General features: G+C 54.8%; 13 protein-coding genes. 7 read left to right on the top strand and 6 right to left on the bottom strand.

The window, feature by feature from the left end:
- Positions 1-43: 43 nt before the first annotated feature.
- Positions 44-895: an S-formylglutathione hydrolase gene (gene fghA / locus AC27K1_RS16480; protein ID WP_487151896.1), complete on the top strand. Its 852-nt coding sequence runs from the start codon at positions 44-46 to the stop codon at positions 893-895.
- Positions 896-937: 42 nt separating this feature from the next.
- On the opposite strand, the gene murJ is transcribed toward fghA, so the two are convergent.
- Entirely contained in the window at positions 938-2506 is a 1569-nt protein-coding gene (murJ, locus tag AC27K1_RS16475; protein ID WP_487151895.1) for a murein biosynthesis integral membrane protein MurJ, read from the bottom strand.
- 197 nt (positions 2507-2703) lie between these two features.
- On the opposite strand from murJ, the gene rpsT reads away from it, so the two are divergent.
- A complete protein-coding gene (gene rpsT, locus AC27K1_RS16470) occupies positions 2704-2973 on the top strand; it encodes a 30S ribosomal protein S20 (protein WP_345196041.1) in 270 nt (89 codons plus the stop codon).
- Positions 2974-3044: 71 nt separating this feature from the next.
- Here the strand turns inward: rpsT and proB are convergent, their stop codons facing one another.
- The 4 genes from proB to rplU all read right to left on the bottom strand — a co-directional run bounded on the left by proB (position 3045) and on the right by rplU (position 6144).
- The gene (proB, locus tag AC27K1_RS16465) at positions 3045-4169 is read right to left on the bottom strand and encodes a glutamate 5-kinase (RefSeq protein ID WP_487151894.1); all 1125 of its coding nucleotides are present in this window, start codon (positions 4167-4169) and stop codon (positions 3045-3047) included.
- 20 nt (positions 4170-4189) lie between these two features.
- On the bottom strand, positions 4190-5386 hold the full coding sequence (cgtA, locus tag AC27K1_RS16460; RefSeq protein ID WP_487151893.1) for an Obg family GTPase CgtA: 1197 nt from the start codon (positions 5384-5386) through the stop codon (positions 4190-4192).
- A 171-nt stretch (positions 5387-5557) separates the two neighbouring features.
- Positions 5558-5815 (bottom strand): 50S ribosomal protein L27, encoded by a 258-nt coding sequence (gene rpmA / locus AC27K1_RS16455; protein WP_395184227.1) that lies wholly within the window; start codon positions 5813-5815, stop codon positions 5558-5560.
- Between the two features lie 17 nt (positions 5816-5832).
- The gene (rplU, locus tag AC27K1_RS16450; protein WP_345196046.1) at positions 5833-6144 is read right to left on the bottom strand and encodes a 50S ribosomal protein L21; all 312 of its coding nucleotides are present in this window, start codon (positions 6142-6144) and stop codon (positions 5833-5835) included.
- 295 nt (positions 6145-6439) lie between these two features.
- On the opposite strand from rplU, the gene ispB reads away from it, so the two are divergent.
- From ispB to AC27K1_RS16425, 5 genes are all read left to right on the top strand, one after another.
- Complete coding sequence (ispB, locus tag AC27K1_RS16445; RefSeq protein ID WP_487151892.1) at positions 6440-7420, top strand: octaprenyl diphosphate synthase; 981 nt, start codon at positions 6440-6442, stop codon at positions 7418-7420.
- Positions 7421-7595: 175 nt separating this feature from the next.
- Positions 7596-9050: a GMC family oxidoreductase N-terminal domain-containing protein gene (locus AC27K1_RS16440; protein WP_487151891.1), complete on the top strand. Its 1455-nt coding sequence runs from the start codon at positions 7596-7598 to the stop codon at positions 9048-9050.
- Positions 9047-9460: a hypothetical protein gene (locus AC27K1_RS16435; RefSeq protein WP_487151890.1), complete on the top strand. Its 414-nt coding sequence runs from the start codon at positions 9047-9049 to the stop codon at positions 9458-9460. Before AC27K1_RS16440 ends, AC27K1_RS16435 begins: the two co-directional genes overlap by 4 nt.
- Positions 9461-9514: 54 nt before the next feature.
- Positions 9515-11071 (top strand): aldehyde dehydrogenase family protein, encoded by a 1557-nt coding sequence (locus tag AC27K1_RS16430; protein ID WP_487151889.1) that lies wholly within the window; start codon positions 9515-9517, stop codon positions 11069-11071.
- Positions 11072-11263: 192 nt separating this feature from the next.
- A complete protein-coding gene (locus tag AC27K1_RS16425; protein WP_345197349.1) occupies positions 11264-11656 on the top strand; it encodes an anti-sigma factor antagonist in 393 nt (130 codons plus the stop codon).
- Positions 11657-11700: 44 nt separating this feature from the next.
- Here the strand turns inward: AC27K1_RS16425 and AC27K1_RS16420 are convergent, their stop codons facing one another.
- Positions 11701-12978: a uracil-xanthine permease family protein gene (locus AC27K1_RS16420; RefSeq protein ID WP_487151888.1), complete on the bottom strand. Its 1278-nt coding sequence runs from the start codon at positions 12976-12978 to the stop codon at positions 11701-11703.
- Positions 12979-12985: the final 7 nt, after the last annotated feature.

The following is a 12985-nucleotide window of genomic DNA, read 5'->3' as shown; positions in this document are numbered from 1 at the left end:
CGAAAGAGCCGGGATGTTATGCATCCCGGCACAGGTGACCCCCATGCCGGAACCACGCGAATTACTCACAAGCTGCCGCGCCTTCGAGGGATGGCAGAAACAGTATCGCCATGCATCCAAAACCCTGCACTGTCCAATGACCTTTTCTGTCTACCTGCCTCCCCAGACCAACGGCGGTGAAAAGGTGCCTGTCGTTTATTGGTTATCAGGCCTGACCTGTACCGATGAAAACTTTTCTACCAAGGCTGGCGCCCAGCGGATTGCTGCCAAACTCGGTCTGGCGCTGGTGATCCCGGATACCAGCCCCCGTGGCGAAGGCGTGCCCGATGCTGAAGACCAGGCTTATGATCTGGGTCTCGGCGCAGGGTTTTACATCAATGCCACTCAGGCGCCCTGGAACCGCCATTACCAGATGTATGACTACATCACGAAAGAATTGCCGGAACTGATCGAGCAAACATTCCCAGTAACGGAACAGCGCGCAATCTCAGGTCACTCCATGGGTGGCCATGGCGCCTTGATGATAGCCCTGAAGAACCCGGACAGATATGTCTCAGCAACCGCCTTTGCCCCCATCGTCAATCCGACACAGTGCCCCTGGGGCGAAAAAGCTTTCAGCCACTACCTGGGCGATGACAGGGAATACTGGAAAACCTGGGACACAACAGAACTGATTACATCAGGAGCGAGCCAATTACCGGTACTCATCGACCAAGGCTCTGAAGACAACTTTCTCGAACAGCAGTTACTGACTGAGAACCTAATCTCAGCCTGCAAGAGAAAACAGTACCCTGCCGAAATCCGTTACCAGCAGGGTTATGATCACAGCTATTACTTCATCGCCTCATTTATAGAGGAACACCTGGACTTCCATCACAGGCATTTCAATCAATAATTTATTTAGCTGAAGGGCTTTTCCGAAACAAAGCCCTTTTCATTAATGCCTGAAATGACGAATACGCACACCCATCATCAGTAGTCCGATGGCGTAAACCAGCACACCGCTGACTACGAGAATCACCATATTCTCAACACGCGCCCACAAGCCCCAATCCAGCCATTGTTCAGGGGCTGCACATAGCCACACCAGCACGGCCCCCATGGCGACATTCGCCATAATCAGGCGGAATCCATAAACCGACCAACCCGCAGCCGGCTTGAATACGCCTGCTTTTCGCAAACCGGTGAACAGTAAACCCGCATTCAACAAGGCCGACATGGACGTCGCCAGCGCCAACCCGACATGATCTAACGGCCAAACCAGAATCAGGTTAAACACCATATTGGCCACCATAGCTGTGACACCGATTTTCACTGGCGTCTTGGTATCCTGACGAGCGAAATAACCGGGCGCCAACACCTTGATCAACATAAACGCCGTCAAACCAAACGCATAGGCGCGCAGGCTCATGGCGGACATCATGACATCACGTCCGGTCATTTGCCCATGATGGAACAGCGTTGCTATCAACGGCTCCGCCAGAATAAACAAAGCAACACCGGCAGGAATACCGATGAGCAGCACCATACGCAGCGCCCAGTCCAATGTCGCTGAAAACGCTTCCGGAGACTCCTTGGCATGGTTACGGGACAGGCTTGGCAAAATCACCGTGGCAATGGCGATACCAAAAATACCCAAGGGCAATTCAGACAGGCGATCAGAATAATACAGCCAGGACACACTGCCGGTTTGCAGGAAGGATGCCAGCACCGTATCCAGCAGCAGGTTGATCTGGCTGACAGACACACTGAACAGCGCCGGGATCATCAGGGTCAAAATGCGGCGTACACCGTCATCCTGCCAGCCCCATTTCGGGGTCGGCAGCATATCAATCCGCCAGAGGAAGGGGATCTGCAGCAGCAACTGGGAAATACCGGCAATCACCACGCCCCAGGCCAGCGCCATGACCGGTTGTTCAAACCAGGGACTCATCACGATGGTGGCGCCAATCAAACTGGCATTAAGCAGTACTGGTGTGAACGCCGGTACTGCAAAGCGTCCATAGCTGTTGAGAATCGAACCGGCAAACGCTGTCAGAGAAACCAGCAGCAAATACGGAAAGGTAATACGCAGCATACTGCCGGCCAGTTCCATCTTGGCTGTATCCTGATAGAAACCCGGCGCAAACACCATGATCAGTAACGGTGAGGCAAGCATACACAGAGAGGTCACCCCAACCAGCGTCAAGCCGAGCGTACCTGCCACATGGTTCACCAGTGCCTGCACCTGCTCCTTAGGTCGCTTGGTGCGGTATTCCGACAACACCGGCACAAACGCCTGGGAAAAAGCCCCTTCCGCAAATAAACGACGGAGGAAATTCGGAATTTTGAATGCGACAAAAAACGCATCGGCTTCCGCCTTGGAACCGAAATAAACGGCGATGACCACATCACGGGCCAGCCCCAACACGCGGGACAGCAGGGTCATAAAGCCAACGGTAACACTGGAGCGCAACAGCCCCCGTTCCGGCTTGCCGGAACCTGGATCTTCAATGGGTGATGACATGAATACGGTGCATTAGCAGAGTTTTCCCTGAGTGTACCCAATCACGGCCACCAGCGACCAGTGAAAAAAGTACGCATGGCGCGCGAAGGCAGGCCACGCACGGCGCGGCACCGAGAAATCCCTGTTGACAATAACTGGCTCTGCCTTCATAGTTCCGCGTTTGAAAATACAGTCCGAAGTTTCAGGAGCACTTAAAGTTGGCTAACTCTCCTTCTGCCAAGAAACGCGCCCGTCAGGCCGAACAGAGCCGCAAGCACAATGCAAGCCTGCGTTCCATGGTTCGCACATCCATCAAGAAAGTGATTGCAGCCGTTGAAAGCAAGGATGCAGAAGCCGCCAAGGCCGCTTACGCCGCTGCTGTTCCGGTTATCGACCGCATGGCCGACAAGGGCATCATCCACAAGAACAAGGCTGCTCGTCATAAGAGCCGTCTGAACGACAAGGTTAAGGCTCTGGCGACTGCCTGATCCGATACCCGTTCATAGAAAAGCCGGCAATCGCCGGCTTTTTCTTTATCTGCACAATGACCTGGATCGACTCAGACCAACACCAGGTTATCCCGGTGCAACAACTCCGGCTCATCAATATATCCCAGTATCGAGGCAATCTGGTGTGACGGATGACCAGCCAGCTTAACGGCATCTTCGCTGCCATAATTAACCAGACCACGGGCAACTTCATTACCTGATTCATCCACACAGGCCACCATCTCACCACGCTGGAATTGGCCTTCAACAGAACGCACACCGACCGGTAACAAACTCCGCCCCGAATCTCGCAGAGCTCTAATCGCCCCGGCATCAATGACCAGACGCCCCTGAACCCGCAGCTGGCCAGCCAGCCAGCGCTTACGTGCCGCTTCCGGCGCATGGTCCGGCAACATCAGGGTTCCCAGCGACTCGCTGCCATAGAGACGCTCCAGCACATTCTCGATTCTGCCGCCGACAATCACGGTTTTCGCACCTGAGCGGGCCGCCAGTCTTGCCGCACGCAACTTGGTAGCCATACCACCACGACCCAGCTTGCCGCCACCAGACCCCGCTAGGGCATCCAGCTTTCGATCCGAGGCATAGGCTTCATCAATCAACTCAGCGTCAGGATCCGTACGCGGATCTGCCGTAAACATCCCCTTCTGATCCGTCAGCAAGGTCAGCACATCCGCTTCCACCAGGTTAGCAACCAACGCACCCAGGGTATCGTTATCACCGAACCGGATCTCATCGGTCACCACGGTATCGTTTTCATTGATGACCGGAATGACCCCTAGATCCAGCATTGTCACCAACGCACTACGAGCATTCAGATAACGCTGCCGGTTGGACAGGTCAGCATGGGTTAGCAGAACCTGTGCGGTTTGAATCCCATGCTTTTCAAACGCCGACTGCCAGGTCTGCGCCAGCTCCATCTGCCCCACGGCTGCAGCGACCTGCAACTCATGCATCGCAGCCGGTCGCTCTTTCCAACCCAGCCGCGACATACCCGCTGCCACCGCACCGGACGACACTAACACCACTTCCACGCCATGGCGACGCAACGCCGCCATCTGGGCCACCCAATGGGAAATACCCTCAGCATTCAGGCCACGGCCGTCATTGGTCAGCAATGCGCTGCCAATCTTGACCACCCAGCGACGGGTGTCGGCCAGCATCTCCCGGTTCGACATTAGTTCCTTGCTCCTAAGACTTAAGGGGCGTAAATGACTTCTACCTCGCCGTCATCGTCGTCTTCATCCAGCTGCGCTTCTTTCATCGCCCGACGCTTGAGTCGACGCTGTTCAGCCTGCTCGTGAATCCGAATACGGCCTTCCTCTTCCATGCGGGCACGGTGCTCGGCTTCCGCCTGGGCGAAGGTTTCGTCTTCCGCTTCCTGCAGGTTTTTCTCTTCAATGAAACGCATGATGTCCTGACAGAGACGTTCGGTACCTTGTCCGCTGATCGCAGCAGTCCGGTATACCGGCCCTTCCCAGCCCATCTCGCTGACGATACGATCGCAGATCGCATCACGCTCGGACTCTGGCAACAGGTCAACCTTGTTCAGCACCAGCCAGCGGTCGCGTTGCGCCACGGCAGGACTGAAGCTTTCCAGCTCATGAATAATGGCTTTCGCCGATTCTACCGGATCAGACTCATCAAACGGCGCCACATCCACCAGGTGCAGCAGAATCCGGCAACGGGACAGATGCTTCAGGAAGCGAATACCCAGACCGGCACCTTCCGCCGCGCCTTCGATCAACCCGGGGATATCCGCAATCACAAAACTCTGGTGTTGCTTGACGCTTACCACGCCCAGGTTGGGTACCAGAGTCGTAAAGGGATAATCCGCCACTTTCGGTTTGGCATGAGATACGGAACGGATAAAGGTCGACTTACCCGCATTCGGCATACCCAGCAGACCGACGTCCGCAATCACCTTCAATTCCAGACGAATGTTACGCGCTTCACCCGGCTTACCCGGCGTGGACTCGCGCGGCGCACGGTTGGTACTGGATTTAAAGCAGCTATTACCAATGCCATTATGACCGCCCTTGGCCACCATGAATTTCTGGCCGGCATGGGTCAGGTCGCAGATGACCTCTTCGATATCTTCATCAATGACAGTGGTACCCACTGGCACCTTCAGCACCAGGTCTTCACCCTGCTTGCCGGTACAGTTGCTACCACGGCCCTGCTCACCGTTTTCCGCCTTGAATTTACGCTGGTAGCGGTAATCCACCAGGGTATTCAGGTCATTATCCGCCACGACATAAACGTGACCGCCCTTGCCGCCATTGCCGCCGTCAGGACCGCCCTTGGGGATAAACTTTTCCCGGCGGAAGCTCACACACCCATTGCCGCCTTTGCCCGCTTCCACGAAGACCGGTGCTTCATCGACAAACTTCATAACTCTCTCTCCACCTGCCGGGCCATCCGCGCCCCGTTTTCCCCAACGGTCCGAACCACCCGGACATAAAAGAAAAGCCCCGACCGTAGGCGGGGCTTTTCAACCATGAAAACGCGCTGACTTCACCTGTGTGAAAACACCGCAATCCTCACGGCTTATCTCACAACGGGATCAGGCCGCTTCGATTCGCACGTACTTGCGATTCTTGGGACCTTTCACCTCGAAGACCACCTTGCCGTCTGCCTTAGCAAACAGAGTGTGATCCTTGCCAACACCTACGTTTTCACCGGCGTGGAAACGGGTGCCGCGCTGACGTACCAGGATGTTACCCGCAGCAACGGCCTGACCACCAAAGCGCTTCACACCAAGGCGTTTACTTTCCGAGTCGCGGCCGTTACGAGTACTACCGCCTGCCTTTTTATGTGCCATTGATCAATCTCCTGATATTAGCCGCTGATACCGGTGATCTTCACTTCGGTGAACCACTGACGGTGACCCATCTGCTTGCGATGGTGCTTCCGGCGGTGGAACTTGATGATCATGACTTTCTTGCCACGGCCCTGAGCAACCACTTCAGCGGCTACTTTAGCGCCTTCAACAACGGGTGCGCCGAGTTTTACGTCGTCGCCGTTGCCGATCATCAGCACCTGGTCAAATTCAACGGTTTCACCTGTGGCAATATCGAGCTTCTCGATCTTCAGTGTGTCGCCTTCAGCAACACGGTACTGCTTGCCACCAGTTTTGATAACTGCGTACATTTTAGTCTCCGAAAATCCTGGGCCTTTTTGTTAAAGGCATCCACCCGGACGGATGGAATTTTCTGTTAACCAACACTGTTTCCTGTGCCTGTGCTGCATGATGCTTTCCGGTAAACCGGCACACCATAACAAAGTAGCAACGGGCGGGATCTCCAGATTGGGGCGGCCATTGTAAGGAATGTCCAATAAGTGCACAAGCCTGATCTTCCCCAATCTCTCCGCCTTTGCTTGACAGGCTACCCGCCACCCCATAGGATTCGCGGGAATTTACCTTTAGTTATAAGCGCCCGCCTCAATGACTCAAAACCCTGCAGTCAGCACCATCTACGATACGGTCAAAGACGACTTCACGGCCGTTAATGCCTGCATCCTCCAGCAACTGCAGTCAGATGTACCGCTGGTTGAGAAGATCGGACACTACATTATCGAGGCCGGTGGCAAGCGTTTGCGTCCGCTCCTGGTTCTGTTGGCTGCCCGTGCCTGCGGTTATAACGGTGAGCGCCACGTGGAACTCGCGACCATTATTGAGTTTCTGCACACTGCAACGCTGCTACATGATGATGTCGTGGATTCTTCGGATTTGCGCCGCGGACGCTCCACCGCGAACGCCAAGTGGGGCAATGCGCCCAGCATCCTGGTGGGCGATTTCCTTTATTCCCGCGCCTTTCAATGCATGGTCAATATTGGCGATTTGCAGGTGATGAACGTGCTGGCCGATGCCACCAACGTCATCGCGGAAGGGGAAGTCATGCAGCTGATGAATGTGCGTGATGCGTCCATTTCTGAAGCCAAATACATGGATGTCATCCGCTGCAAGACCGCCATGCTGTTCGAAGCGTCCAGTCACACCGCAGCCATTCTGGCCGGCGCTGACGAAAAAACGGAACAAGCGCTGCAAGCCTATGGTAATCATCTGGGCATGGCCTTCCAGTTGATCGACGACCTGCTCGATTACAACGGCGACAGCGCCGAAATGGGCAAGAATGTTGGCGACGACCTGGCCGAAGGCAAACCTACCCTGCCACTGATCTATGCCATGCGTGAAGGCTCTGCCGAAGACGCTGCATTGATTCGCAAAGCCATTCAGAAAGGTGGCCTTGATCAACTCGAAGAAATTCTTGCGATTGTAAGAGCATCCGGCGCACTCGAATACACCGAGCAGAAAGCACGCGCAGAAGCAGACAGAGCCATCAGCATGCTCGCCAGCCTGCCAAGCTCACCTCACCGTGACGCGATGGAAGCACTTGCCCGTCTGGCGGTTTCCAGAACCAGTTAAAGCGCCCACTCACAACAAACGATTGAAAAAAAGCGTCGGGATACTCTCGACGCTTTTTTATTGCCATTCAAAAAGTTCGACAACCCTGCTATATAGGACAGTTGCTTATTCAGGCACCAAAGAAGTACCATAGTACCACATAAAAACAATACAGCTCCTGAAACAGGGTCAGTCCATGGGCAAATTCTACGACTTTATCGTTATCGGCTCAGGCGCATCAGGCAGTGTTCTGTCGTATTACCTGAGTAAAGCGGGCGCCAGCGTCTGTCTGGTTGAAGCTGGCAAATCCTGGCAGGCCGACACCTGGCCCGACAATGAACTGGAAGCCAATGCCAACCTGATGTGGAACGGCGGCATGGATTCCACCCGCGACGCCGGCATGGTGTTACTGCGGGGCAAGGTTGTCGGTGGCGGCACCATCATCAACAACTGCCTGCTGGATCGGTTCGACGACATCGCCCTCGACGATTTCCGCCACAAGTCCGGTGTCGATTTTTACCAGCGTGGCACTATGGATCGCCACTACAGCGCCATCGAACAGCAACTTTCCCTGGAAACCATTCAGGCATCCGACTGGAACGGCAACGCCAAACTTTACGCAGAAGGTTTTGACAAACTCGGCCTGAAACGCGCGCCACTCCGCCGCGGCCAGCATAACTGCCAAAATGATCGCAACGACTGCATCGTCTGTCTGGGCGGTTGCCCCAGGGAATCCAAGCAAAGCATGGCAGTTTCCTTTATTCCCAAAGCCCTGAAAGAAGGACTGACACTGGTTGACCAGTTTCAGGTGCACCAGGTAGTACACGGTAAAAGTCATGTTGCCGTACACGGCCAACAGGGAAATCAACGCCAGACATTGTATGCGCGAAAGTGTATTGTCGCTGCAGGCGCGCTTGGATCGACCGACCTCCTGCTACGCTCCGGCTACGGTGATCAACTGCCCGCACTGGGACAGGGTTTCCACTGCCATCCACAGTTCATGTCTATAGCCCTGATGGATGAGATTGTCGATTCCCATAAAGGTGCGTTCCAATCCCTCAAGTCGGATGATCCCCGCTTCCGCGCACAAGGCTTTAAGCTGGAAAATGTTTTTGCCGGTCCTATAGCTGTTTCCCTGCTCAAGTCGGGCTTCGGAGAACAGCATCAGAACTTTATGCAGCAATACCGTCGCATGGCCTGCATCGAAGTGGCTGTTCGAGATGAAGTGCCGGGTACCCTACGCAATAGCCGTAATGGCCGACTGGTAATCGACAAGAAACTGGATGATGTGGACAAACAGCGTGCCGAAGCCGGCCTGCAGCAAATCCGGGATATTTTTGCAGCGGTTGGCGCCAGGGAAGTCATGGAATCCCCGCTGGTGATCGCCCTTCACCTGATGGGTGGCTGCAGCATCGGTCAGCACGCTGCGAACTCGGTGGTCAATGAACAGTTTCAGGTCCACGGGTTTGAGAACCTGATGATTGCTGATGGCGCCATCTACCCCATGGCACCGGGCATCAACCCGTCACTGACCATCATGGCCCAGAGCCATCGCGCAGCGGAATCTATCCTTAACGAATTTGGTGAGCGCTCCATCTCCCAGGAAACCGCGCAATCGATTGCCGCCCCCCGACTGCAGGAGGTTGTATGACGTACGCCACATCCCGAGTTCTGAATCAGCGTCAGCTGACAGCCGTTGAACGCATTGGCGACATCCTGCTGCCGCGCAATGGTGATTTCCCGGCATTCTCTGAAACGGGTTGCCTGTCCCATATCGATACCGTACTCGCGCCTTCACATCCGCAGGATATCAAGGATCTGAAGATGGTACTGTCGCTGCTAGGCACTCTACCCATACCACTGCTTAAAGGGTTTCTGACCCTGCTGGGTTATGGCGAGCGACTTCCGAAAATTCTGGGCAGCCAGCTCAAACTGCTGGAGTTCGGATTACGCGGCATTGTTTTCAGTCTTTATTATTCCGGCAAAGGCAGCGTCTACAAACCTGACAGCGGCGTTTATACCGTGATGGATTACCAGGTTCATTGCGCGCCAGACGCCTGACCTCCCCATCGACGATGACCGAATAAACAGCGATAAAAGAACAAGGGAATCCCCATGAACCAGGCCGTAGCTATCAACGTCAATGACGCCATCACCGAAAGTCCGCTCTATAACCTGCAGGAAACGTCTGAAGAACAGGTAAATGCGCTGTTTACCGCCTGTCGCAGCGCCCATCAGGATCTGCGCAAATACACAGTGGCCGAGCGCTGCCATGAAGTGCACAAGGTGCTTGATTACGTCTTACAGAACCGTGATCGCATTGCTTCACGCATTTGTGAAGAAACCGGTAAAACCCTGACTGACGCAGTCGTTTCCGAAATTCTCGGCGTATTGGACAACCTGGAATGGAATATTGATAACGCCCCGAAAATCCTGAAGGATCAAACCGTTCACACACCCATCACCCTGATGGGCAAGAAATCCCGCGTTTACCATGAGGGTCTCGGAACAGTACTGGTGATTGCACCCTGGAACTATCCGTTCCACATTGCCATGACGTTCATGATGAGTGCGTTTATCGCCGGCAACAGCGTAGTCTTCAAACCGTCGGAACTAACGCCCATGCAAGGGCTGCTGGAAGAGATTCTTGAAGCCTCTCCGCTCATCAGAAACAGCGTCAAGGTGGTTTATGGCACCGGTGTTACCGCACAGCGTCTGGTAGCCGCACGTCCCGACAAGATTTTCTTCACCGGCTCCTGCGCAACCGGTCGTAAGCTGTTGAAGCAGGCGGCCGATATGCTGATTCCCGTTGATGTGGAACTGGGCGGCAAGGACCAGATGATTGCCTTTGAAGACGTCAACATCAAACGCACCACCGCCGGTGCTGTCTGGGGAGCGCTAACCAATGCCGGTCAATCCTGCACCTCCGTCGAACGCCTCTATGTGCATGACAGCATCTATGACGAATTTGTCACTGAACTCAAAGCTCAATTCGACGCACTGGTGGTGAATGCGGGTGACAAGGGTGATGCTGACATTGGCGCCATTACTGCTGACTTTCAGCTCGATATCATCAAACGCCATGTTGAGGATGCCCGCAGCAAAGGTGCCACCATCCATACTGGCGGCATGGTGACTGGCGACCAGGGCAAGTTCTACCTGCCGACCCTGATCACGGATGTGACCGACGACATGCTCCTCGCCAACGAGGAAACCTTTGGCCCCACGCTGCCCGTATTCCGTTTTTCGACGGAAAAAGAGGTCATTGAAACCTCCAACCAGAGTGAGTTTGGCCTGTCTGCCAGTGTCTGGAGCAAGGATCTTGACCGGGCTGACCGGGTCGCCCGCGCATTGGTCTGCGGCGCCGTATCCATCAATAATGTCATGCTCACGGAAGGCAATCCGGCACTGCCTTTTGGCGGCACGCGTAGCAGCGGGTTCGGTCGGGCAAAGGGCGCGGAAGGCCTGCTCGCCTTCACCCGCTCCAAGGCCATCCTGATTGACAAGCAGAGCGATAAGCTGGAACCAAACTGGTACCCTTATACCCAGAAGAAATTCACCCTGTTTCAGCGCCTGATTGATGCCCTGTTCACCAAGAGCCCGGTAAAACTGCTGAAACTGGCCGTGATCGGGATACAACTGGAAAGCGAGGCCAAAAAGCCCCGTCAGTAACCGAATTACACATACCCTGTGCCAAGGGGCCGGCTCGCTGACGTGAACCGGCCCTTTTTCTACCCTTCCTCCTTCTTAGACCATGGTCAAAAAGACCATGGTCTAACGGTCATGCGAACTTTTCCCCGGTATCATTGTCTGCATAGTAAGGATGTACACAACGTTTTTGTGGTATTACAGGGAGGTAGACTGATGTCATTGGAGCTAGCACTGGAAGAGTACCAGGACATCGTGGTCATCACGCTTGATGGCATTGTCCAGCCGGATAACGCCGATTTTCTGCATAACAGCCTGAACGCCCTGACCCGGGACGGTTATTCCCGTTTTGTTCTCGATTGTACTCAGCTGAAATCCATCAACAGCGATGGTCTGGCCGTGTTATACGACCTGTTTCTGGAACTACCCCCTAACGGCAAAATCGTCCTGTGTAATGCCAACCGACGCATCAGGGGCTTGCTGGATATCAGCGGTCTGGGGCACTACCTGCCCTGCGTTGAAAGCCGCGACACAGCCATGAAAACCATTCGGAATGAGATCGGCCATCTCGATCTGGATTGGACAGAAGAGCACCATACAGCAGGATAACGGGGCAGCAAAACTACCCCGTTATCCATGGCTGCAATAACCTGTTAACGTGTCTTGGCCTGATTCTCTGAAGAGGGATAGCCATCAGGCTTTCCACGAGGAAGCACCAGGTTCAACACAATGGCAATCACCGCACACAACCCCACACCCGACAGCTGCACACTGCCCAGGGTAAGACTCAGGTTACCAATACCACTGACCAGCACCAGCGCAACAATCGCCAGGTTTTTGGGCTGACTCAAATCCACCTGCGCCTTGATCAGCGTGTTAAGCCCCACCACTGCGATAGAGCCAAACAGCAACATCATAATGCCACCCATAACCGGTAACGGGATGGATTGCAGCACGGCTCCAAGCTTCGCGACAAATGCCAGCAAGATGGCAAACACCGCAGACCAGGTCATGATGGCCGGATTGAAGGCTTTCGTCAGCATGACCGCACCGGTCACCTCGGAATAGGTGGTATTGGGTGGCCCGCCAAAGAGAGCCGCCGTCGAGGTTGCCAGACCGTCTCCCAGCAACGTCCGGTGCAAGCCTGGTTTTTTGAGGTAGTCCTTACCTGTCACTGAACTGATGGCCAGCATATCGCCAATATGCTCAATCGCCGGCGCAATGGCCACTGGCACCATGAACAACACCGCATTCCAGTTCCATTCCGGCAACGTGAAGGCCGGCACATGAAACCAGCCGACATCTCCCACGGCAGAGAAATCCGTCACCCCGACAATCCAGGCCGCAAGACAGCCTGACAACACCCCGAACATGATCGGAATCAGCTTGAAAACCCCTTTAGCCAGGGTTGCCACCAGCAGTGTCGAAAGCAGCGAGACAGCAGAAACAATAATGGCCTTGTCACGGGCAATTAACTGCATGCCGCCATCCCCGGTTTTACCCAGCGCCATATTCACCGCAGCCGGCGCCAAAATCAGACCGATCACCATGATTACAGGCCCCACCACTACTGGCGGAAACAGTCGGTAAAGGAATCCCGTCCCCCACAGGCGCACCATCAGGCTCAGCACCATGTAGAACACACCGGCCACCATCAGCCCGCCCATGGTGGCCGGTACACCCCAGGTTTCTACGCCGTAAATAATCGGGGCAATAAAGGCAAAGGAAGAAGCAAGAAAGATGGGAATCTGTCTGCCCGTGCAGAACTGGAAAATAAGAGTGCCGATACCGGCGGTGAAAAGTGCAACACTGGGATCAAGCCCCGTTAACACTGGCACCAGCACCAGTGCCCCAAAGGCGACAAATAACATCTGGCCGCCAGCCAGCGCGGTCCGCACCGGCGATCCGCCACTCGGTGTCCCGTGTGTCATAAATACT

It is taken from the genome of Kistimonas ophiarachnellae (assembly GCF_057552235.1).
The sequence above is the reverse complement of the archived record's forward strand: the minus strand, read 5'-3'. Positions and strand labels throughout refer to the sequence as shown.